General features: G+C 63.4%; 21 protein-coding genes. 13 read left to right on the forward strand and 8 right to left on the reverse strand.

Annotated elements, in window-relative coordinates; genetic code table 11:
* Window positions 1-46: 46 nt before the first annotated feature.
* The 3 genes from PW789_RS09585 to PW789_RS09595 form a co-directional block, all read right to left on the reverse strand.
* Window positions 47-1,042, reverse strand: coding sequence for a transaldolase (locus tag PW789_RS09585; protein ID WP_299375006.1), 996 nt, complete (start codon window positions 1,040-1,042; stop codon window positions 47-49).
* Window positions 1,043-1,227: 185 nt separating this feature from the next.
* Window positions 1,228-2,823: a carboxylesterase family protein gene (locus tag PW789_RS09590; RefSeq protein ID WP_299375009.1), complete on the reverse strand. Its 1,596-nt coding sequence runs from the start codon at window positions 2,821-2,823 to the stop codon at window positions 1,228-1,230.
* A gap of 115 nt (window positions 2,824-2,938) precedes the next feature.
* Complete coding sequence (locus tag PW789_RS09595; protein WP_299375012.1) at window positions 2,939-3,502, reverse strand: TetR/AcrR family transcriptional regulator; 564 nt, start codon at window positions 3,500-3,502, stop codon at window positions 2,939-2,941.
* A gap of 114 nt (window positions 3,503-3,616) precedes the next feature.
* Between PW789_RS09595 and PW789_RS09600 the strand changes: the two genes are divergently transcribed.
* Complete coding sequence (locus tag PW789_RS09600; RefSeq protein ID WP_299375015.1) at window positions 3,617-5,026, forward strand: amidase; 1,410 nt, start codon at window positions 3,617-3,619, stop codon at window positions 5,024-5,026.
* An 85-nt stretch (window positions 5,027-5,111) separates the two neighbouring features.
* Here PW789_RS09600 and PW789_RS09605 read toward each other — a convergent pair whose 3' ends face one another.
* On the reverse strand, window positions 5,112-5,930 hold the full coding sequence (locus PW789_RS09605) for a fumarylacetoacetate hydrolase family protein (protein ID WP_299375018.1): 819 nt from the start codon (window positions 5,928-5,930) through the stop codon (window positions 5,112-5,114).
* 48 nt (window positions 5,931-5,978) lie between these two features.
* Complete coding sequence (locus PW789_RS09610) at window positions 5,979-7,154, reverse strand: hypothetical protein (protein WP_299375021.1); 1,176 nt, start codon at window positions 7,152-7,154, stop codon at window positions 5,979-5,981.
* 54 nt (window positions 7,155-7,208) lie between these two features.
* On the opposite strand from PW789_RS09610, the gene PW789_RS09615 reads away from it, so the two are divergent.
* The 4 genes from PW789_RS09615 (at window position 7,209) to PW789_RS09630 (ending at window position 10,606) form a co-directional block, all read left to right on the forward strand.
* On the forward strand, window positions 7,209-7,706 hold the full coding sequence (locus PW789_RS09615; protein ID WP_299375024.1) for a GNAT family N-acetyltransferase: 498 nt from the start codon (window positions 7,209-7,211) through the stop codon (window positions 7,704-7,706).
* A gap of 121 nt (window positions 7,707-7,827) precedes the next feature.
* Window positions 7,828-8,301: a DUF4126 family protein gene (locus PW789_RS09620; protein WP_299375027.1), complete on the forward strand. Its 474-nt coding sequence runs from the start codon at window positions 7,828-7,830 to the stop codon at window positions 8,299-8,301.
* 14 nt (window positions 8,302-8,315) lie between these two features.
* Window positions 8,316-9,695: a glycoside hydrolase family 27 protein gene (locus tag PW789_RS09625; RefSeq protein ID WP_299375030.1), complete on the forward strand. Its 1,380-nt coding sequence runs from the start codon at window positions 8,316-8,318 to the stop codon at window positions 9,693-9,695.
* 191 nt (window positions 9,696-9,886) lie between these two features.
* A complete protein-coding gene (locus PW789_RS09630; RefSeq protein ID WP_299375033.1) occupies window positions 9,887-10,606 on the forward strand; it encodes a hypothetical protein in 720 nt (239 codons plus the stop codon).
* 100 nt (window positions 10,607-10,706) lie between these two features.
* On the opposite strand, the gene PW789_RS09635 is transcribed toward PW789_RS09630, so the two are convergent.
* Window positions 10,707-11,495, reverse strand: coding sequence for an NIPSNAP family protein (locus tag PW789_RS09635; RefSeq protein WP_299375036.1), 789 nt, complete (start codon window positions 11,493-11,495; stop codon window positions 10,707-10,709).
* A 102-nt stretch (window positions 11,496-11,597) separates the two neighbouring features.
* Between PW789_RS09635 and PW789_RS09640 the strand changes: the two genes are divergently transcribed.
* From PW789_RS09640 to PW789_RS09650, 3 genes are all read left to right on the forward strand, one after another.
* Complete coding sequence (locus PW789_RS09640) at window positions 11,598-12,002, forward strand: hypothetical protein (RefSeq protein WP_299375040.1); 405 nt, start codon at window positions 11,598-11,600, stop codon at window positions 12,000-12,002.
* Between the two features lie 129 nt (window positions 12,003-12,131).
* The gene (gene ruvB, locus PW789_RS09645; protein WP_367182535.1) at window positions 12,132-13,169 is read left to right on the forward strand and encodes a Holliday junction branch migration DNA helicase RuvB; all 1,038 of its coding nucleotides are present in this window, start codon (window positions 12,132-12,134) and stop codon (window positions 13,167-13,169) included.
* A 171-nt stretch (window positions 13,170-13,340) separates the two neighbouring features.
* Window positions 13,341-14,564, forward strand: coding sequence for a GGDEF domain-containing protein (locus tag PW789_RS09650; protein WP_299375043.1), 1,224 nt, complete (start codon window positions 13,341-13,343; stop codon window positions 14,562-14,564).
* 26 nt (window positions 14,565-14,590) lie between these two features.
* Here PW789_RS09650 and murQ read toward each other — a convergent pair whose 3' ends face one another.
* Window positions 14,591-15,502 carry an N-acetylmuramic acid 6-phosphate etherase gene (gene murQ, locus PW789_RS09655; protein WP_299375046.1) on the reverse strand — a complete coding sequence of 304 codons (912 nt, stop codon included), beginning with the start codon at window positions 15,500-15,502 and terminating at the stop codon, window positions 14,591-14,593.
* Window positions 15,503-15,617: 115 nt separating this feature from the next.
* On the opposite strand from murQ, the gene PW789_RS09660 reads away from it, so the two are divergent.
* From PW789_RS09660 to hxlA, 3 genes are all read left to right on the forward strand, one after another.
* Window positions 15,618-16,562, forward strand: a complete 945-nt coding sequence (locus PW789_RS09660; RefSeq protein ID WP_299375049.1) for a LysR family transcriptional regulator — start codon at window positions 15,618-15,620, stop codon at window positions 16,560-16,562.
* 94 nt (window positions 16,563-16,656) lie between these two features.
* Window positions 16,657-17,265: a 6-phospho-3-hexuloisomerase gene (gene hxlB, locus PW789_RS09665; protein WP_299375052.1), complete on the forward strand. Its 609-nt coding sequence runs from the start codon at window positions 16,657-16,659 to the stop codon at window positions 17,263-17,265.
* Window positions 17,266-17,377: 112 nt separating this feature from the next.
* A complete protein-coding gene (gene hxlA, locus PW789_RS09670) occupies window positions 17,378-18,010 on the forward strand; it encodes a 3-hexulose-6-phosphate synthase (RefSeq protein WP_299375055.1) in 633 nt (210 codons plus the stop codon).
* 116 nt (window positions 18,011-18,126) lie between these two features.
* Here the strand turns inward: hxlA and PW789_RS09675 are convergent, their stop codons facing one another.
* Window positions 18,127-19,743, reverse strand: a complete 1,617-nt coding sequence (locus PW789_RS09675) for a VWA domain-containing protein (protein WP_299375058.1) — start codon at window positions 19,741-19,743, stop codon at window positions 18,127-18,129.
* Between the two features lie 171 nt (window positions 19,744-19,914).
* On the opposite strand from PW789_RS09675, the gene PW789_RS09680 reads away from it, so the two are divergent.
* A complete protein-coding gene (locus tag PW789_RS09680; RefSeq protein WP_299375061.1) occupies window positions 19,915-20,514 on the forward strand; it encodes a hypothetical protein in 600 nt (199 codons plus the stop codon).
* Window positions 20,459-20,983 (forward strand): hypothetical protein, encoded by a 525-nt coding sequence (locus PW789_RS09685; protein ID WP_299375064.1) that lies wholly within the window; start codon window positions 20,459-20,461, stop codon window positions 20,981-20,983. Before PW789_RS09680 ends, PW789_RS09685 begins: the two co-directional genes overlap by 56 nt.
* The last annotated feature ends 14 nt before the right edge of the window (window positions 20,984-20,997 follow it).

The raw sequence follows: 20,997 nt of genomic DNA on the forward strand, positions 1-20,997 counted from the left end.
CGCGCTGATGTGCGCGGCCTTTGTTGTGTCCTGAGTGCCAGGGTATTTACTTGGCGACGGCGGGCTCGGAGATCTCGGAGAGGCGCTTGGCCAGCGTCTTTTCGAGCTCCTCGAGGGCCTTGGAGAAGCCTTCGATGCCTTCCTTCAGCTTGTCGTGCGCCATGCGGTCGGTGGCGTGCATCTTGTCGAAGGTCGCCTTGTCCATGGGGATCTTCTCGATGGACAGGGTCTTGGCCTTCTCGGCGTCGAGCTTCTTGTCGAGCGTGCCCTGCTCGGCTTCGAGCTCGGCCAGCAGCTTGGGGGCGATGGTCAGCAGGTCGGAGCCTGCCAGTTCCTTGATCTCGCCGGTGTTACGGAAGCTGGCTCCCATGACCTGGGTCTTGTAGCCGAAGTGCTTGTAGTAGTTGAAGATGGTCGTGACGGACTGGACGCCGGGGTCGTCGGCGCCGGTGTAATCCTTACCGGTGTCCTTCTTGTACCAGTCCAGAATGCGTCCGACGAAGGGCGAGATCAGGGTGACCTTGGCCTCGGCGCAGGCGATGGCCTGGTGCAGGCCGAAGAGCAGGGTCAGGTTGCAGTGAATGCCTTCCTTCTCCAGCACCTCGGCGGCCTTGATGCCCTCCCAGGTGGAGGCGATCTTGATCAGGACGCGGTCGTTGGAGATGCCGGCGGCATGGTACTGCGCGATGATGTCGTGCGCGGCGGCGATGGTCTTCTCGGTGTCGTAGGAGAGACGCGCATCGACCTCGGTGGAGACGCGGCCGGGAACGATGTCGAGGATCTTCTTGCCGAAGGCCACGGCGAGGGTCTTGAAGGCGAGGGCTGCGACCTCTTCGTCGCTTGCGCTCGAGCCTGCGTCCTTACGGGCCTGCTGCAGGACGCCGTCGACGATGGGCTGATACTCGGGCATCCCGGCTGCGGCCTGGATGAGCGACGGGTTGGTGGTCGAGTCCGTCGGCTTGAACTGTTTGATCGAGTTGATGTCGCCGGTGTCGGCGACCACGGTGGTCATGCCACGAAGCTGTTCGAGAATTGTCGCCATGATCTTTGCGCTCCTTCGCTGCTTACTTAGATTTTAGCAAGGCGCCGCGCGTTGCGTTTGCGTTCGACGCCTGTAGAAGGCCTTGACCGGCCCGAGGACGATTGTTCGCGCCGTCCGTGGACCGGATGATGCAAACACCTCATTTTACTGCCCGCATAAGACACTACGGTAAAGATGCACCACGGTTAGGGCACTACGGTGGGTGGCGGCGCGGGCTTGCCCCAGATGCTGTCGAGGAAGAGATACCGCTCGCGGTGGCTGTCCGGTTTGGCGGCTGAGGTCTGGTCGAGGTGCATGGTCTGCCACTCGGTGGGGCCGTACTTGGGCCACTTTGGCAGGCCGGGACCGTTGGGATCGCCGGTCTTTGCGAAGTTGGTCCAGTAGGACTGGATCTCGTTGGAGAGCTTGCGGTCTTCGGGACGCCAAAGGGCTTCGGGGCGGGAGTCGAGGGAGCCGAAGACGTACTCGATGTCGTCGGAGTGGTAGGCTCCTGCGGCCGGGGTATGGAAGCGGTCGCCGGGGTTGGGCAGGGCGAAGAGGTAGTGGTAGACGGGGGCCTGGCCGGTGGCGACCTGCGATTCGAGCCACTTCCAGGTGCCGTAGGCGATGAACTTGTCACCCGCATAGTCGGTGGCGGAGCGCAGGGCCTCGCTCTCGGTGGAGTGCGGGTAGAGCTTCAGGAAATCATCGCTCCGCGTGGGAAATTCGATCTGCGCCTGCGAGGCGAAGCCAGCGGAGGTGAAGGTGTTGAGGCTGCCGGTGATGCCGCCGCGCACCTCGTCAGCGTTCCAGCCTGCGAGTACGGGGATGTGGGCCTCTTCGCCTGCGGCATAGATGTCGGCGACGGACTTGGGCAGGAACCAGCCGTCGACGACGGCGGTGAAGTGGGGCGCGCCGGGCGCGAGGATGGGCCGCATAATGTCCTCGGTGGAGAGGGCGCGCAGGTCGGAGAGTTTCGAGGTGCCGTAGAGGGAGAGCGCAGCCGCGGTGTCGACCTTCTCGGCCTGCTCGCGGGTCATGTCGCGTCCACGGGCTGAGGCGACGGCACCGCCGCTCTCGCCGATGGCGTGCTTGATAAGGTCGCGGGTCATGGGCGACGCGACGTGGAAGTTGACGGAGAAGGAGCCGGCGGATTCACCGAAGAGGGTGATGTTGTCGGGGTCGCCACCGAAGGCCGCGATGTTGCGCTTCACCCACTGGATGGCGGCGTTCTGGTCCATCAGGCCGTAGTTGCCGGAGGCGTGATGCGACGATTCGGCGGTGAGCTCGGGGTGGACGAAGAAACCGAAGATGCCGAGGCGGTAGTTCATGCTGACCACGACGACGTTCTTGTGGGCGAGGAACTGTCCGTCCTGGCGTCCCTCGGAGGTGGCTCCGCCCTGCAGGCCGCCGCCGTAGATCCAGACCATGACGGGCAGCTTGCCCTTGGTGCCATTGGCGGGAGTCCAGACGTTGAGGGTGAGGCAGTCCTCGGAGGCACCGGGATCGTGGAACATCATGTCGCGGAAGACGGAGGTCTGTTCGCAGTGATAGCCGAAGCCCTTCGCGGGACGCACGCCGGTCCAGCTCTCTGCGGGCGCGGGTGGCGCCCAGCGCAGGTCGCCGACGGGAGGCGCGGCGTAGGGGATGCCCTTGAAGGCGACGACCTTGCCGTCGGTGGTGGCTGTGCCTTCCACGGTTCCCTTGTCGGTGGAGACCTGGAGGGAGATCTGAGCGAAGGTGACGGTCGTCGACAGCAGAAGAGCAGCTGCCTGCAGAAGGGCTCGGCGAGAGGTCGGCATGATCATCGTGTTCGAAGAAACGGTAGCACAGGCGGGGCTTTAGCTTTTTGCCTATCCACAAAAGCAGAGCGAATGATCGAATCACTTCATAAGCACGTTGTCCGTGCCACTCTGCCTAAGCGGGAAGCAAACCTGCGGTACGGTAACTTTCGATCAGGCTGTCGTAGAGTGCGATGTCTGCCCTGCTCCTGGCCATCAGTTGAGCGCCCACGATTCCCGAATAGATGGCACGTGCTCGCTTCTCGGCCTCCGTGGGGCTTGCGAGCTGAGCGGCAACCAGGGTCTTCTTCAGCCACGCAAGGTTGACGTCGGTAAAAGCTTGAACTTCCGTCTTTACTGCGTCAGGCAGGTCATCGAACTGCGCGGACATAAAGCTGCAAAGGCAGATGCGATTGTCGTTCTCCAGTGCCCGGCGAAAGGTCTCCGGATAGCGGCGCAGTGCGTCCAGCGGCTTCGCTGAGTCCCGCGACAGGGACTCAAGGTCAGCTTGAGCGTCCTCCCAGTAGCGCTTTGCCACCGCCGTAGCCAAATCGGATTTGCTCGGGAAGTGATAGTAGATACTCGCGGCTTTGATGCCGACCTGTTCCGCCAGATCACGAAAGTTCAACCCCGCATAACCGTGAGCCTGAGCCGTAAGCTTTGCGGCGGCCAGGATCTCTTCGCGAGCGTTTGCACTCATCGCAAACCTCCTCACCTTCAGTCTGAGAAAACTTCCTCGATTTCTGAATCTACCATGTGGCAGGTAGAATCTCAATAGCCATAACCTGCCAAGTGGCAGGTAGAGAGGCAGGCAATGAGCACCGAACTGATTTATTCCGACGCAACGAAGCTGGCTGAACTGATCCGCACACGCGAGGTCTCTCCGGTCGAAGTCATGAAGGCACACCTCGATCGCATCGAGGCTGCCAACCCGAAGGTGAATGCGATCGTTACGATCGTCGAGGACGCGTTGGAGTCCGCGCGTAAAGCGGAAGCAGCGGTACAACGTGGAGATGAACTGGGACCGCTGCATGGTGTCCCATTCACCGCGAAGGATTCGATTGACACTGCGCACGTGCTGACCCAGCGTGGTTCGCCGATCTTCAAGGGACGAACGCCCGATGTGGATGCGACCAGCGTCGCGCGTCTGAAGAACGCAGGCGGCATTCTGCTGGCGAAGACCAATCTTCCTGAATTCTCCTACGGGATCGAAAGCGACAACCTGCTCACCGGCCGCACGAACAACCCCTGGAACCTGGATCTGACGCCGGGTGGCTCTAGCGGTGGAGAGTCGGCAGCGATTGCGGCAGGCATGTCTCCGCTTGGCCTGGGTACCGACCTTGCGATCTCCGTGCGTGGCCCGGCAGCACACACCGGCATTGTCTCGCTCAAGGCCACCCACGGACGCGTCCCTATGACCGGTATCTGGCCGCGTGAGCCGAGGCGTTTCTGGCATGTGGGCCCGATGGCGCGGAGTATCCGTGATCTGTCGTTGGCTTTTTCCCAACTCGCTGGACCGGACGGGCAGGACGGCTACTCCAGCAGCGCCATCTCGTTCGATAACGGCATTGGAAGTTCCAGCAAGCGTCCGCTTCGTGTGGGCTGGCTGGTGGAGCCCGGCTTTGGTCCGATCGACCACGAGGTTGCGGCGACGGTAGAAGCTGCCGCTGAAGCGCTTAAGGATCTCGGGCACGCGGTTGAGTCAGTTCGCATTCCTGCACTGGAACGCGATTTTGCTCTCGATGTGTTCAGCCGTCTGCATCTCCTCGAGATGAAGCCCGGATTCGTGAAGACGACGATCGGCCGCAGCGAGGATGAAATCGGTGCAACGGCCAGGTTCATGCTCTCATCGCCCGACACTCCGGCGGCGGACTACATCGATGCTGCTCAAGCTGCGGAGCGGCTGAAGGATGGCTATGCCGAGTACTTCCAGAAGTACGACGTCTTACTTACTCCGGTGCTGCCGACACCGTCCTTCAAGCATGGCCAGGCGGAGTTGCTGATCAACGGCGAGACGGTGGACATCCTGGGAATCATGTCCGCGACAACGCCTCTGAACGTTACGGGCTTGCCGGGTGTTTCCATGCGTTTCGGCACCAGTAGTGACGGAATGCCGATCGGCGTGCAGATCGTTGGTAGCTGGCAGGCCGAGTCGACGATTCTTCATGTCGCGTCCCTGCTGGAGCAAGTAAGTCCTCTACGAGACCTGCATCCGAATCTCTAATCGCGCTGAGGAAAGGGCTGGCAACGGGCAGGAGCAGATGAGCCGCTCCTGCCTGTTTGCGCCAGGAGATGGCGATGAGGCCGTTTTAGCTTTCTATCGCGAAGCGGTTGGTGAGCACGCCCAGGCCTGTTACTTCGACCTCGACGGTATCTCCCGTAGCGACCGGGCCTACGCCTGCGGGGGTGCCGGTGGGGATGAGGTCGCCGGGTTCGAGCGTCATGGTGGCCGAGATGTAGCGCAGCAGGTGGTCGATGGGGAAGATGAGGTCGGCGGTGGAGCCCTGCTGCATCACCTGGTTGTTGAGGCGAGTCGTGACGGTGACGGATGCGCCGTGCAGTGGGTTGATCTCGTCGGAGACGATAGGGCCGACGGGGCAGAAGGTGTCCCAGCCCTTGCCGCGGGTCCACTGGCCGTCGGACTTCTGGATGTCGCGGGCGGTGACGTCGTTCACGATGGTGTAGCCGCGGATATAGCGTGCTGCGTCCTCGTTAGGGCCGAGTTTGTGGCAGCGTTTGGCGATGACGATGGCCAGCTCGCCCTCGTAGTCAATGCGGCTGGAGAGCGCGGGCATTCTGACGGTGCCGTTGGGGGAGAGCAGCGATGAGGGCGGCTTGAGGAAGAGCAGCGGCTCGGTGGGGATGTCGTTGCCCATCTCGGTGGCGTGGTCGCGGTAGTTGCGGCCGACGCAGACGATCTTTGAGGGCGCGACGGGCGGCAGCAGCTTCAGCGAGGAGAGCGGGACGGGGTCGTCGGGGAAGTTGGGCTCGGTGGCTGCGGCGAGGCGGGCGCAGAGGTCTTCGACCGGAGGCTCCATGCGGTCGACGGCCCAGAGAGCGCCTTCGCGCTCCTCGACGATGGCGTAGCGGATGATCTTTTCCGTGGAGAGATAGCGGCAGTACTTCATCGGCGATTGCGTTTCCTTTCCCGTTCGGATCGAAGAACGCAGAGCAGTCTACGGGTTCGGAGCCTCTGCCGTCTCGTCGATCTCGGAGGATGGCTTACTTTCGTTGCCGCTGGAGTCGACGGCGGTGACGCGGTAGCGGTAGCTGGCGCCGGTGGTGACGGTGGCGTCGCTGTAGCCGGGGGCGTCGAGCAGCTCGGCATTCAGGCGGTTGAAGCTGCCTGAGGCGTCGCTGCGATAGACGTTGTAGCCCTTGAGGTCGCTGTCGGCGACGGGCTGCCAGGAGAGGTCGATGGCGGGATGGCCGTTGCTGGCGGAGGGGACGCTGGCTAAGCCGGTGGGTATCGCCGGGGGAAAGGTATCGACGTTCCTGAGGGCGACCGGCGCGGAGAAGTCGCTGCGCAGCTCGAAGGTTTTGCCTTCGAGGAGGACGGTGCGGAGGCGCTGGGCGCGATAGGTGTAGCTGGCGCCGCGCGTGGCGCTGGAGTCGACGGTGCCTCCGGGATCGGCGGCGTCTGGATGGGTTCTGGGGTCGGCGGAGCGGAGGCGGATCTCGACGGGCTCCTCGTCCTTGTTGAGGTTGGGGGCGGCCGGGGTCTTGCCCTGGGCCTTGGGCTTGGCGGCGGGTTTGGGATCGGTGTGCTCGCGGACCAGCTCGACGATGGAGGGCGTGGGGGTGGGCTGCCACTCGATGACGGCACCGGCACGTGCGGCGGAGGCGTGCAGGCCGGCGACGGGCGTGGGCGCAGCTCCGGCGGGAGCGAGGATAACGGGGGTATCGCCGGCGGTGCGGTTGTTGGGATTCAGGATGCGGAGGCGGTAGCGCAGCACGGTGACGGGGTCGGCGGTGAGCGATGCGGGCAGCACGTCGGCGATGGTGGACGGGCCGGGCTTGACCGGAGTTCGGGCGACGATGGTGCAGGGCGGCAGGGTGTGGATCCTGGCCGGGGGAGCGCCGGTCTCGCGGCAGAGCTCGGCAGTGAGCGGAGCGGGGTCTTTCAGGCTGTCAGTGGTGCGCTCGGGGGTGGTCCAGTGCAGGTGGACTTCGTTGCCGACGCGCTCGGCGGTGACATCGTTGGGGATCTTGACCAGGTGCAGCGAGGGCGGCTTGGGCGGCAGGGGGCTGGCGCAGGCGATGGTGAAGGCGGCCACGGCGGTCGCGGTGACGGCGAGGGGCGTGCGGCTGCGGCGTGCGTTGCGTGCCTGGGGGTGAGACGGAAGGTGCATCCGTACTCCAGCCTAGCATTCGTAGAGGCTGCTGCGCGGGGATAGAGTAGGGAGATGCCTGCTCTCGAACTGCGCGATGCGACGCCGGAGGATGTTGAGGAGATCGCCTCCATCTACCGGCACTATGTGCTGACCAGCGCGGCGACGATGGAGCTGGAGCCTCCGGACGGGATCGAGATGCGGCGGCGGCTGAACGATGTGCATGGCCGCGGACTGCCGTTCTTCATCGCCGAGGCGGAGGGAAAGACGGTGGGATATGGCTATGCCGCGCCGTTTCGTCCACGCCCCGGGTACTGCTATACGGTCGAGGACTCGATCTATGTGCGCGCCGAGGAAGCGGGGCTTGGTTATGGGCGGCAGATTCTTGCGGCTGTCATCGATGCCTGCCGCGAGTACGGAGCGCGCCAGATGATCGCGGTCATCGGCGGCGTGAATGAGCCGTCGATGGCGATGCACCGTGCGCTGGGCTTTGTAGAGGCGGGTGTGCTGCGCGGCGCTGGATGGAAGTTCGACCAGCCGCAGGACATCACCTTGATGCAGCTGGCGCTGTAATGCAGCTGGCGCTGTAGTGCAGCTGGAGCTGTGATGCGCTCCCTGCACTTTGCAACGGGGAGCTTTCTGGAAGACAATGCGTAGCGTCGCACGTTGTTGCTGCAGGAAAGGATGTGCGCCCATGCTCTTCTCTGTTCTGGTTCTCTGCTTTCTGATCGGCTGCGTGGCCGGTCTGCGTTCGATGATGGCTCCGGCGATCGTTGCCGCTGCTGCGTATCTGCGCTGGATTCACCTGGAGGGGACGTCGCTGGCGTGGATGGACACGAGGCTGGCGCTCTCGCTCTGGACGCTGTGCGCGATCGGTGAACTGATCGTCGACAAGCTGCCGCAGACCCCCGCGCGTACGATGCCGGTGGGCCTGGTGGCGCGCGCGATCACCGGAGGACTGTGCGGCGCGGCGCTGGCGATGAGCGCCGGTAAGGGAGCGCAGGTGGGCGCATTGCTGGGCGCAGCGGGCGGCATCGGGGGAGCCTTCGTCGGCTACTACGTGCGCCGTGGGCTGGTGCTGCAGACCAAGCTGCCGGACTTTGTCGTCGCTGTCGTGGAGGACCTGCTGGCGATCTCCGGCGGCCTCTTTATCTGCTCACACATGTAACGGACGGGGTGATCGTGGGATTTCGAGTTGTGTGGAAGGTGCTGTCTGCATCGTTGTTGTGGTGCGCGGTTGGAGCTGTGTCGCAGACGGGCGTGCTGGCTCCCACGCCGCCGATGGGGTGGAACAGCTGGGACTCGTATGGCCTGACGATCGACGAGGCGCAGTTCAAGGCCAACGTGGATGTGCTGGCTGCGAAGCTGAAGCCGGTGGGCTATCAGTATGCCGTGGTGGATGAGGGCTGGTACCTGCTGAATCCGCAGAAGGCGAAGGGCGAGGAGTTCCGGTTCCGCATGGATGCGACGGGGCGGTATCAGCCTGCGGTCAACCGCTATGCGTCGGCGGAGGGTGCGGCGGGCTTCAGGCCGGTGGCCGATTATGTTCATGCGAAGGGGCTGAAGTTCGGCATCCACATCATTCGAGGCATTCCCAAGGGCGCGGTGGCGAAAAATACGCCGATTGCCGCGAGTGGGTTTCATGCGGTGGATGCGGCGGACACGAGCGATACCTGCTCGTGGAACCCGGACAACTTCGGGGTCAAGGACAATGCCGCGGGCCAGGCCTGGTATGACGCGCTGCTGCGGCAGTACTCGGAGTGGGGCGTTGATTACATCAAGGTGGACTGCATTGCATCGCACCCGTACAAGGGCGATGAGATTCGCATGATTCACCGCGCGATTGTGAAGGCGACGGGACAGACGCACCGGCCGATGGTGCTGAGCCTTTCGCCGGGGCCGGCGCCACTGGAGAAGTCGGCAGAGGTGGCGGCGAACGCGCAGCTGTGGCGCATCTCGAACGATGTGTGGGACCGATGGAAGCGGCCCGAGAGCGAGGACTTTCCGCAGGGCGTGTGGAACCAGTTCGCCGTGCTGGCCGACTGGGTGCCTTCGGTAAAAGCAGGAAACTGGCCCGATGCCGATATGCTTCCGCTGGGCACGCTGGGGCCGGTGCCGGGATGGGGCAAGCCGCGAACGACGCGGCTGACGGAGGACGAGCAGAGGACGCTGATGACGCTGTGGGCGATGGCGCGGAGTCCGCTGATTGTGGGGGCGAATCTGACTGAGCTGGATGCGTTCACGCTGGGGCTGCTGACGAATAAAGACATCGTGGCGATCGATCAGACAGGGCATGGGCAGCGGCAGGTGAGCCGCGAGGGCGATCTTGTGGTGTGGCACACAACGCTAAGCAATGACCAGGAGGCATTGGCGTTTTTCAATCTCGGGGAGACTGCTCTCCCGGTGATGCAGAAGCCCTTTGGAAACTATGGTGCGACAAGGTTGAAAAGCTACCAGGTGCGCGACGTATGGGAGGGACGCGATCTCGGTCATGTCGAGGATGCGGTGACTGGAAAGACGATTCCACCGCATGGCTGTGTGTTGTTTGTGTTGAGCCGGTAAAGAGCGTGTGATGGATAGGCGCGGCGAAGGGCTCTACTTCTGTGGAAGTCCATTCACGTCACTTCGTGCCAGATATGGTTAGACACCCGGGCTTGTACTGTGTGATGCTGCGGTGTCATAGCACGATGAGGTGGCTGGGTTAGGCTGGTGGCACAGCAACGAACGTCATTCTGTTTTGGTGGAGGAGCCTCTTGTCGCTACAACGTAAGATCTTCTGCGGTCTGCTTCTGTTCAGTGTTCTGGCGTTTGATAGCTCGACGGCTTTGTCTCAGGGCGGTCGTCCCCCGCAGGGCGGCGGCGGCAAGCCTCAGGGTGGTGGTGGCCGGCCAGGCGGTGGTGGACAACCGGGCAATGGTGGCAGCCGGCCCCCCAGCGGTGGTGGCAACAACGGCGGAAATCGTCCTCCCAGCGGTGGTGGCAATCCCGGAAATCGTCCACCGTCTGGTGGGAATAATGGCGGCAACCGTCCACCGAATAATGGCGGCAATCGCCCGCCAAATAACGGTGGCAATCGTCCGCCAAACAATGGTGGCAATCGCCCGCCGAACAATGGAGGAGGCCGTCCGCCGAACCAGGGTGGTGGTCGCCCGCCGCAGGGACGTCCGCCACAATGGGGACAGCGCCCGCCGAACCGTCCGAACTATGCCTTCCGTCCGAACGATCGCAGCTATCTGCGCCGCTACTATTCGCGCAACCTGGGCTACGTCAACATGGGGATGCGCCCGCGCTTTGTGGTGGGTGGATTCTTCCCGTGGTCTTACGTCAGCTACATTACCCCGGTGCCTCCGCAGGTGTACGGCTACCTGCCGCCGCCGCCGCCGGGGTATCAGATGGGCTACTACCAGGGGTACGTGGTGGTCTATGACCCGCTCACGTACTTTATTGCGAACGTGATCGACCTGATGCAGTAAGGGAGACGAAGAGGAGGGCCTGCGTTGGCTTTGTGCCGCGCAGGCCCTTTTTCTTTTTGTGGATGGCTGATCGTCCGGCTTGCCGGAACACCGTCAGGGCTTACTTCAGCGGCGAAAAGGGCAGCGGCTTCAGCATGATGTTGCTGATGTTGGCGACGATCTTTGCGTCTTTGAGATCGGCGGGCGAGCTGATCTTCTTCCACTCCGGGTCGGAGCCGAAGGCGCTCCATAGCTTTTCGCGCTCGGCGAGCGAATCGAAGGAGAGCATGTAGGTGATGTTGGGCTGGCGCGGCCCGATGACGGATTCGCCGATGAAGGCGGGGCGCATGCCGAGGCGCTGGAAGACGCCGATCTCACCATCATTGAACATGGCGGCTTTCTTGACACGGGCTGCCATCGATTGCGACTCGTAGGTGCGCATCTCGAAGATGCGCGACGGGCGGGTTGCGGTGTCGGTGGGGATAGCGGGCTCGGGCAGGATGGCGAGACTGTGCAACAGGCTCGACTCGATGGTGACGAAGGGCATGCCTGGACCTGCGGCCAGCTCTTCGGAGGCGGCGACGTGCTCCTTGTCGGAGGCGACCTTTTCGAGCGCGGCCTGCATGGCGGCGAGCGAGGCGTGCTGCACGATGGAGACAAGGGAAGGGCCGTCGGGACCGATCAGCGTTGAAAGAGCGGCGATGGGCTTTGCACCGGCGCGGGTGAGCGCGGGAAAGAGGCCGTGTTCGAGGTATGCGGCGACGCGTTTGATCTGGTCTTCGTCGCTGTTGTGGAGGCGCCAGGTGGCGATCTCCAGGAAGCTGCGGGACGTCTCTGCCGCTCTGGCAGAGGTCGTCGTGGCAAAAGCGGTCATTGCGGCGGCACCCGTCAGTAGTTGTCGTCGATTCATGCTGACCACGGTATAACAGCTTCTTTGCTGCTGGCACGTTCGCCGGATGCGATGCAATGGATCCGGCTGGTATGGAAGCCGCGGAGTGGTAGGATGGGCCGCATGTGGAAAGGCGTTGCTGCCGGGCTTTTATTGTTGGCGACAGGCTCTGTCCGGGCACAGATTGCCTGCCCCGTGATGCTGGTAGATGGAAGCTTCGGCAAGGACACGATCACGGTGACGTTTCGCGACACGGCCAAGGTTCCGCTCGAACAGTTCAGTCTCACCTGTGCGCCTTCGCCCAGTCAGCACCTGCATGGTTCAGCCTGCCATACCGAGACGGGCATCTTCTATCCGGGCGTGCCATACACGGTTGCGGTTCCTTACCCGAACGCGGAACGCATGGGCCGGGTGACGCTCTCCATGCGGGAGGCCATCCTCTCGAGCGGAGCCCGGTGGGGTCTCGAATCGGCGAGCAAATGCCGGCCATTGAAGATCCCGACAGGGAAGGTACGGAAACAGCCGTAGCCTCGGCGAAGAAACGTCATACCCCGATCTTCGGGAGTCGGAATATCGGCGATACGGTTGCTTCCCCTCGCTCTTCGCCTTAATATCGCCCTAGTGGATTACTCGCAGATCAAGCCGCCCGCCAAGAAGATCGGCCTCAACGGACCGAAGTCCGACGCCGAGCGGCTGGTCTCGGCTGGCCGCGTGGACGACGATGCGGCGTTTGAGCTGAAGCTGCGGCCCAATAAGCTCAGCGAGTTCATCGGACAGTCGAAGGCGAAGGAGCAGCTGGCGATTGCGCTGGAGGCGGCGAAGTCGCGCGGCGAGGCGCTGGACCATGTGCTGCTCTTCGGGCCTCCCGGGCTGGGGAAGACGACGCTGGCCACGATTATCGCCAACGAGATGGGCGTGGGCTTTCAGCAGACGAGCGGCCCGGCACTGCAGATTCAGGGCGACCTGACGGCGATTCTGACGAACATCCGTGAGAAGCAGGTGCTGTTCCTCGACGAGATTCATCGGCTGCAGCCGGTGCTGGAAGAGAAGCTGTACACGGCGCTCGAGGACTACAAGCTGGACATCATGATCGGCCAGGGGCCGGCGGCGCGCACGCATGTGATGGACATCCGGCCATTCACGTTTGTGGCGGCGACGACGCGGCCGGGGCTGCTGTCGAGCCCGCTGCGGTCGCGCTTCGGCATCCTGCTGCGGCTGGAGTTTTACACCGACGACGAACTGCGGTTTGTGGTGGAGCGCTCGGCGGATGTGCTGGCCGTGCCAATCGACCATGACGGCGCGGCGGAGATCGCGATGCGGTCGCGCGGGACGCCGCGTATCGCGAACCGTCTGCTGCGGCGCGTGCGGGATTACGCGCAGGTGCGGGCCTCGGGCAAGATCGACCGCGAGACGGCGCAGAAGGCGCTGGAGATGCTGGAAGTGGATGCGCACGGCTTCGACGAGCTGGACCGCCGCCTGCTGCGCACGATCATCGAGAAGTACGACGGCGGACCGGTGGGACTGAACACGCTCGCCGCAGCCCTGGCCGAGGAGCAGGACGCGCTGGAGGAGGTCTACGAGCCGTTTCTGATTCAGATCGGGTTCCTGGACCGCACGCCTCGCGGGCGGGTGGCGACCCGGCTGGCCTACGAGCACCTCGGGATCGATATGCCACGAAAGTTGAGTCTCTTTTAAAGCCAGCCTGATTTAAAATAGTCTGGGACCTCCGTGGCCCGCAGTCGTTGCTGTCATCGGTGCGTGTGCACATGATGGAAGAAGTATCGCTTTCGGCAGGTTATCCGACAGGTATTGTCGGCTGGCCGGTAGAGACAGCCTGATTCAAGCTTCGGTGTCGGGGACACCCTGATGGACTACACGACGTCTTATGTGTTTTGCCTGTTCTGCCTGGGACTTTTTTCGATAGCGCTGTTGTCGCTGTCACTGGTCGATCGAAGTATTGTGGGCGCGCGCTGGTTGCTGGCCTCCACGGTTCTGGACTTCGTCGGCACCACCTTGCAGCAGCTGGAAGGGCATCTGCCGCGCTGGGCGACGGTGATGCTGCCGGATGAGCTGAGCATCCTCTGTACGCTGGCCATATTCCTGGGACTGCGCTGGTTTGTCCGGCGCAAACCGTTCGCCTCCTGGGGCTGGATGGCGATGCTGTTGCTCGCGATGGTGGTCTATGCGGCGCTGTCCTTTGCGAAGATCCGGCAGTGGTCGTTTTTCGCATTCGGTGTTCCGATGCAGGGCCTGTTGGGGGCTACGGTGTGGGGGCTGCTGCGCGATGGCAAGGAGCAGTTTCGGACGCCGGCGCGGATCGCTGCAGGTCTGCTGTCCGTGCATATGCTGGCGCTCGGCGTGCGCATGGTGATCTCGACGCAGCGCTGCCCCGTGGTGAGCGGCCGGCCGTGGGGCGATCCTGTCTGGATGTCCTCGATGGTGGTCATCATGGTCGTGGGGTACATCATGCTGATGATGTACATCGTCTTCGGCATCCTGGAGCTGCATGCCAATGTGGCGCAGGCGGCGGGGGAGGATGCGCTGACGGGTGCGATGAACCGTCGCAGCCTGGCGCAGCACGCTGCCCGCGAGCTGGCGAGGAGCGAGCGGCTGGGGACCCCGCTGGTTGTGATCGGTGCCGATCTGGACCACTTCAAAAAGCTCAACGATACCTACGGCCATGGTGGTGGAGACGCTGCGCTCTGCGCCTTCGTGGACCTGGTGCGCGATCAGCTGCGCCGCTCGGATGTGATTGCGCGCGTGGGGGGCGAGGAGTTTGTGCTGCTGCTGCCGGGGAGCGATCTAGCCGATGCCGTCAGGATGGCGGATGAGCTGCGCCGCTCGCTGGAGCAGATGCGCGTGCACTATGAAGGCCGGATGATCATGACGACGGTCAGCATGGGGGTGACGGAGCGCCGCGAAGGCGACTCGCTGGCGACGATGCTGAAGCGGGCCGATGCGCTGCTCTACCGCGCCAAGGAGCAGGGACGGAACCGCGTGGTGGCGGATGAGGATGCCCCTGCGGTTCCAGCCAAGCCGGTGCTGGTGGAGCGGATGGGAATGACCAGGCAGAGCGGCAAGACGGCATAGCCGAATAGGGCTGAAGGCCCGATTCACTAAGCCAGCGCGCGGGTCAGACTTCCGCCTGCAGCCTTCAGTTTTGTCTCGGCTGCTTCCTTATCCAGATCAAGCTTCTGCATGGCGATGGCGAGCTTGACGCTGCCCGCCTCCTTCAGCAGTTCGGCTGATGCGGCGCGGTCGACGCCTGTCGCCTCGGCGATGATGCGTTCGGCGCGGTCGACCAGCTTGTCGTTGGTGGGCTGCACGTTGACCATCAGGTTGCCGTAGACGGCACCGGTGCGGATCATGACGCCGGTGGAGAGCATGTTGAGGACAAGCTTGGTGGCGGTGCCTGCCTTCAGGCGCGTGGAGCCGGTGACGACCTCGGGGCCGGTGACGGGGGCGATGGCGATGTCGGCGACGCGGGCCATTGCGGAGGCGGCGACGCAGGTGAGCGAGATGGTGAGCAGGCCCATCTTCTTCGATTGCTCCATGGCGCCGATGACGTAGGGCGTGCGGCCGGAGGCCGCGATGCCGACGAGGGTGTCGGGCAGGCCATTCTCGCCGAAGCCGTGGGCGAGGAGGTCGGCTGCGCCCTGTTCTTTGGAGTCTTCGGACTTTTCGCTGGACTTGCGCAGCGCGGAGTCGCCGCCGGCGATCAGCCCCTGCACCAGCGTGGCGGGCACGGAGAAGGTCGGCGGGCACTCGGAGGCGTCGAGCACGCCGAGGCGTCCGCTGGTTCCGGCGCCGATGTAGAAGAGGCGTCCACCCCTGGCGAAGCGTGCGGCGATCTCGTCGACGGCGCGCGCGATCTGCGGCAGCTCGTTGCCGACGGCGAGGGGGACGGTCTGGTCCTCGTCGTTGATGATGGTCAGCATCTCGAGGGTGGAGACCTGATCGATCTCGGTGGTGCGGGGGTTGCGGGTCTCGGTCGTCAGGGTGGCGAGTTTCAGGTCGGTGCTCATCATCGACCATCATAGTGCGTCCGCGAGCATGCGAGGGAGCTGGTTGCGGGGAGGCGGCGTCGCGTGCAGGGGATCGGCGAAGCTGCGAGACTGGAAGGGAAGAGGAAGGCAGCCGCAATTGATCGTTCGTAACTTTGAGTATCTTCTGGCGTTGAGCAAGGAGCGCCACTTTGCGCGGGCCGCGGCGGCGTGTCGCATCTCGCAGCCTACGCTTTCGGCGGGCATCAAGCAGCTGGAAGAGGATATGGACGTCCTGATCGTGAAGCGCGGCCAGCGGTTCGAGGGGTTCACTCCCGAGGGCGAGCGGGTGCTGGCGTGGGCGCAGCAGATGATGGATGACTGCCTGCGGCTGAAGCAGGAGCTGCATACGCTGAAGGAGAACGCGATGCAGGGACCGTTCCGCATCGGCGCGCTGACGGCGACGACGGCGCTGGTCTCGGTGTTGACGGTGCCGTTCGGCGAGCAGTACGCGGCGCTGGATCTTTCGGTGGTGACGGAAGATGCGGGCAGGCTGCTGGAGGGGGTGCGCTCGGGCGAGCTGGATATTGCGGTGACGTACATCGACCAGGCTCCGGGCGAGGGACTGACGACCCACCTGTTGTACCGGGAGAGGATGTTCTTTCTGACGGCGGCACAGGCAGAGGCGAAGCCCGGTGGACGGATGGGATGGGACGAGATCGCCGGACAGCCGCTGTGCCTGCTGCGTTCGGGCGTGCCGGATGCGGTGCGCGAGGAGCTGCGGCGGGCACAGCGGGTGATCGAGACGGATTCGCCTGCGGTGCTGGCGGCGCATCTGCGCTCGGGGAAGTGGTCGACGGTTCTGCCGCAGTCGCTGGCGGGGACGATGGATCGCGTTGCGGGGCTGCGTGCTGTCTCTATCAAGAAGACTCCCGCCGAGCAGGCGAACGTTGGCTTCGTGACGGCACGAAAGGACCCACTGCCGCAGCCGGTGCATGCGCTGATGGAGCTGGCGCACAGCGCGGAGATGGTGACGGAGATTCGCGCGATGCTGGCGGCGTATCAACGGCTGATGCCGGTGAAGAAAAAGGTTGCGGCGCGTTGAAATATAAGGTCTCTACCCGATAGAAAATCCCTATCGGGCCATCTGAATTTCCTGTTGGATTTGGTGCGTGTGCAGGTGGGATGCTGAAAGGGTTATGGCATCGCTCGCAGAGACCACAGGCTCTTCTCTTACAGATTCTTCTTTGGCGGAAGCCTCGATCGGTGATCGCGCACTGATTCTCGGCGAGCTGGAGCGTGCCGTGACGGCGATGTCTGGCACGGAGATGGCTGCCGCGGCTGAGGAGATTCTTGCGGCGAGGCGCGTCTTCGTTATCGGCGCCGGGCGCAGCGGACTGGCGCTGAAGATGGCGGCGATGCGGCTGATGCATCTTGGCCTGACGGTGCATGTTGCGGGTGAGGTGACGACTCCGGCGATTGCGGCGGGTGATCTGCTGATTGCGGCTTCAGGATCGGGATCGACCGCCGGTGTGGTGCAGGCGGCAAAGGTGGCAGCGCGAACGGGGGCGCGGGTGCTGGCCATTACGGCAGCACCCGCATCGATGCTGGGCGGGATGGCCGATGCCGTTCTTACGATTCCGGCTGCGATGAAGCAGGAGCACGGTGGAGCGATCTCCGCGCAGTATGCCGGTGCTCTGTTCGAGCAGTCATTGCTGGTGGCGATGGATGCGATCTTCCAGGGGCTATGGCGGCAGCGCGGCGAGTCGGCTGAGGAGCTATGGACGCGGCACGCGAACCTTGAGTAGGCGGACGCGAGAGCGGTAAGGATTCAACACGATTTGTGCGGCATCGGCGGGCGACAGGCTCCGCGTGCCGGAAGACGAACGCAACACCAACTGAGATGGAGCAAGGAAAACCATGAAACTGCAAGTCGCAATCGATCTTCTTTCGACCGCTGATGCTTTGACGCTTTTGAACAAGGTGGCCGAGCATGTGGACGTGATTGAGCTGGGCACGCCGCTGATCAAGCAGCAGGGTCTGAGCGTGGTGACGAATGTGAAGGCCGCGTATCCCGACAAGCTGGTCTTCGCGGATATGAAGACGATGGACGCGGGCGAGCTGGAGGCGAATCTGGCCTTTGAGGCGGGCGCGGACATTATGACGGTGCTGGCGTCGGCGGCGGACAGCACGATCGCTGGCGCGGTGAAGTCGGGCAAGGCGCACGGCAAGGCCGTGGTGGCCGACATGATCGGCGTCGCGGACAAGGCGACGCGCCTGAAGGAGCTTAAGGCTCTGGGTGTGAGCTGGGTTGAACTGCATGCCGGTCTCGACGAGCAGGCGCAGGCGGGCTACAGCATCGAGGCGCTGCTGGATGCGGGACGCAATGCGGATATCGCTTTCTCGGTAGCTGGCGGCATCAACACGGAGCGCATCGGCGCGGTGGAGTCGGCTGGCGCGACCATCGCTGTGGCCGGTGCCGCGATCTACGGCGCGAAGGACCCGGCTGAGGCGGCGAAGACGCTGCGCGCAAAGATCCAGAAGCTGGGCTAACTATCGTCGTCAGACGATTGCATCGCTACTCTTCTGTGGCGTGCATTGATGTGGTGGAGAGGGAGCTGCATGTTTGCGGCTCCCTCTTTGTTTGCGCTATGCGGTGCGGCTGAGTGCTAGCTCGCTGGTGGTGGCTTGGTGAGATCGACGTCGGCGGTGCCGATGCGGCCCGACGCCGTGACGCGAATGACGAAGCGTGCGCGTACCGCCTTGGGATCGTGCGCGAGGGTGTACTTGAAGTCGATGCCGCGCAGGAAGTGTCCGGTGGGTGGAACGTCGTTGCCGGTGGCGGGGATGCGGATGCTCTTGGCATCGCGCTTGATCTCCTTGTTCTTTTTGTCGAAGGTGGAGGCGATGAGGATGACCTCGGTATGCCGTGGCTCGGTGTCGGTAGCAGGCGTCCAGTAGAGGGCGTGCTCGTCGACGTGAATGTCGAAGTGCTCGGCGTCGCCCGGCATGCGCGTCAGCGTGAGCGGCACGCCGTCGTAGACCATGGTGCTGCCTTCAGCGGAGAGCAGGTCGGTGACGAGGCGCTGCGAGGGCTTCTGCGGATCGACGCGACCGGGACCATAGGCGAGGTAGTAGCCCTCGCGCGTGGTGACGGTCATGCCGGGGCGATCGACGGTGACCTTGATGCGGCGAAACTTCTGCGGGCTGGCAGAGCTATCGCCGGGGCGATAGGTGAGCGTGTAGAAGGCTGCGCCATCGCGGATGGCGGTGCCGATCTGCTGGTCGACATCGTTGCGTCCGTAGAGCGCTTTGCCGCCTGTGGCAGTGGCGAGCTTGGAGAACTGGTAGTTGCCACCGAAGGGATCGACGAAGGCGGCGTCAGAGCCGTACTTGCCGGGGTCCATCATCAGGCCTGCGGGGTCGATGGTGTAGAGCGTGACGCGGGCATCGCGCAGCGTGTTCACGCAGTCCTGCACAGCGTTGTTGACGCGGTTCGCGGTGTCGACGGGAAAGTTGGCCATGTTGAGGCTGGGAAAGCCGCGTCCGATCCAGATCATGTTCTTGTGGCCGGGGTGACCGATGACTGCCTGCGCGACGCGGCGCAGCGTGATGAAGGCCGTGGCATAGCGCTCGCTGAGCCAGCCATACTGGTGGACCTGCCAGGGGTAGGCTGCGAAGTGATGATCGAGCGCGGCGATCAGCTCGTCTTTGTTCTGCGTGTAGTCGTGCAGCACGGTGAAGTGTTGCAGGTCGACGGCGATCAGCATGGTAGGCGTGGCGAGTTTGCCCGGCTGCCGCTCAAGAAATTTCTTGAGCGAGTAGCGGGCGAAGGCCATGTCCTCGAAGCGGGTGTTGAACTCGTCGAGCAGAACGATGTTGACCGGCGCGCGCGGCGCGATCTGGTCCAGCTGCTGCGTGGAGGTGATGTCGTCGCTCGGCGGTGTGACGTGCGCTCCGGCAGCCTCGAAGTTGAGCACGACCTGAGGCTCGTTCATCTCGGTGACGTGGAAGTCTTCCTTCCTGAGGTCGGTGACGATGTTGCCCTTGCTGTCGGTCACCACCATGTCGAGGATGACGATGCGTGCATTGCGCGTGATGGTGTAGGTGCCGTTGTTGACCGACTGCGCGGCGATTGGCGGCGCTGTCGCGGGCTGCGCCGGGGTTGGCGAGGTCTGCGCTGGCGGAGTCTGTGGCGGCGGAGTTGCCGGTTGCTGTGCTGTTAAGGGAAGGATGGCTGTGGATGCAGTCACAGCGAGAAGCGTCCAAACTCGGCAACGTTGCATAAACGTTCTCCTGAAGGCGACAGACTTGGGTGATAACCCACAGCCCGCGGAATAGTTTCCCGCAATCGATGAAAAAGGTGCAACCAGGCGGTGCAGTGATTTCGCGGGTTCCCGCATCACACCATGCAGGTGCTTCCCTCCGGATGCTGTACCTGAGCCTGTCTTTACACCATGATGAATACAAGACGCTATCTCCTCGCTGCGGCAGTTGGTGCAGCTGTGTTTCTCCTGTTGTGGCTGGTCTGGCCGGCCCGGCCCAAGGCTGGCTCCCTCATGGGAGACGGCGACACATCGCTCTATGAGCCAATCCCTCAGGACGCAGGCGGCGCGGCGGATTCGGACGTCACCATGGTGTACGCACACAATCTGGAGCTGCGCAAAGGGCCGAACTTCCGCATCTACGTGCGCTGGCTGCGCGGGGAGATGGTTCCGGTCATCAAGGGCAGGACGCCATCGCTCGACGACCAGCAGTCGTTTGTATTCCACATCGACCGCGGCCTGGTGCATGCCAACCTTGGCGATATCGACACGTACCTGAATGCGGCGCTGGCACCGCACTCGCCATTGAAGTCGATGACGCTGCGCGGCCAAGGCTCGGAGCTGAAGCTGACCGGCATGCTGCACAAGCTGCTGGTGCCGATGCCGGTGGAGGTAGACGGCACGCTGTCGCCGGCAACGCAACGAGCGTGTGCACTTCAAGGTGACAAGGATCGCAGTGCTCAAGATGCCGGTGAAGGGGCTGCTGGGCAGCTTCAAGGTGGACATCGGTGACATCATGGGCAAGACGCCGATGGCGGGTGTGGAGATCGACGGCAACGACATCTACCTGGACACGACGAAGCTGCTGCCGCCGCCGCATGTGCGCGGGCAGATCGGCACGATCGTGGTGAATGCGCCGGACATTGTGGTGACCTATGGCTCGACCACGATCGATGACGAGAAGGACCTGGAGAAGTGGCATAACTTTCTACGGCTGCGCGGCGGCATCGTCAGCTTCGGCAAGCTGACGATGCAGAAGGCCGACCTTACATTGATCGATGCGTCGGACGATATGTGGTTCGATCTGGATCTTGCGAACTACCGTCAGCAGATGGTGAAGGGCTACAGCCGCATGACGCCGGACAATGGCGTGGAGATGTTTATGCCGGATGCGGGCAAAGGTATGCCGCCCGGGTCGATCTCGCTGGACACGCTGCGGGATCGATCGAAGCCGTTGCCCAATCCGAAACCATTGAAATAAAACGCCTTTTCGGA

Origin of the sequence: Edaphobacter sp., from assembly GCF_028283685.1 — a bacterium.
Classification (GTDB): domain Bacteria; phylum Acidobacteriota; class Terriglobia; order Terriglobales; family Acidobacteriaceae; genus Edaphobacter.

What these genes read in the sequence shown, in the direction of transcription:
- PW789_RS09585 (WP_299375006.1), bottom strand. Translation starts at nt 1,042, where the DNA reads ATGGCGACAATTCTCGAACAGCTTCGTGGCATGACCACCGTGGTCGCC.
- PW789_RS09590 (WP_299375009.1), bottom strand. Translation starts at nt 2,823, where the DNA reads ATGCCGACCTCTCGCCGAGCCCTTCTGCAGGCAGCTGCTCTTCTGCTG.
- PW789_RS09595 (WP_299375012.1), bottom strand. Translation starts at nt 3,502, where the DNA reads ATGAGTGCAAACGCTCGCGAAGAGATCCTGGCCGCCGCAAAGCTTACG.
- PW789_RS09600 (WP_299375015.1), top strand. Translation starts at nt 3,617, where the DNA reads ATGAGCACCGAACTGATTTATTCCGACGCAACGAAGCTGGCTGAACTG.
- PW789_RS09605 (WP_299375018.1), bottom strand. Translation starts at nt 5,930, where the DNA reads ATGAAGTACTGCCGCTATCTCTCCACGGAAAAGATCATCCGCTACGCC.
- PW789_RS09610 (WP_299375021.1), bottom strand. Translation starts at nt 7,154, where the DNA reads ATGCACCTTCCGTCTCACCCCCAGGCACGCAACGCACGCCGCAGCCGC.
- PW789_RS09615 (WP_299375024.1), top strand. Translation starts at nt 7,209, where the DNA reads ATGCCTGCTCTCGAACTGCGCGATGCGACGCCGGAGGATGTTGAGGAG.
- PW789_RS09620 (WP_299375027.1), top strand. Translation starts at nt 7,828, where the DNA reads ATGCTCTTCTCTGTTCTGGTTCTCTGCTTTCTGATCGGCTGCGTGGCC.
- PW789_RS09635 (WP_299375036.1), bottom strand. Translation starts at nt 11,495, where the DNA reads ATGAATCGACGACAACTACTGACGGGTGCCGCCGCAATGACCGCTTTT.
- PW789_RS09640 (WP_299375040.1), top strand. Translation starts at nt 11,598, where the DNA reads ATGTGGAAAGGCGTTGCTGCCGGGCTTTTATTGTTGGCGACAGGCTCT.
- PW789_RS09650 (WP_299375043.1), top strand. Translation starts at nt 13,341, where the DNA reads ATGGACTACACGACGTCTTATGTGTTTTGCCTGTTCTGCCTGGGACTT.
- murQ (WP_299375046.1), bottom strand. Translation starts at nt 15,502, where the DNA reads ATGATGAGCACCGACCTGAAACTCGCCACCCTGACGACCGAGACCCGC.
- hxlB (WP_299375052.1), top strand. Translation starts at nt 16,657, where the DNA reads ATGGCATCGCTCGCAGAGACCACAGGCTCTTCTCTTACAGATTCTTCT.
- hxlA (WP_299375055.1), top strand. Translation starts at nt 17,378, where the DNA reads ATGAAACTGCAAGTCGCAATCGATCTTCTTTCGACCGCTGATGCTTTG.
- PW789_RS09675 (WP_299375058.1), bottom strand. Translation starts at nt 19,743, where the DNA reads ATGCAACGTTGCCGAGTTTGGACGCTTCTCGCTGTGACTGCATCCACA.
- PW789_RS09680 (WP_299375061.1), top strand. Translation starts at nt 19,915, where the DNA reads ATGATGAATACAAGACGCTATCTCCTCGCTGCGGCAGTTGGTGCAGCT.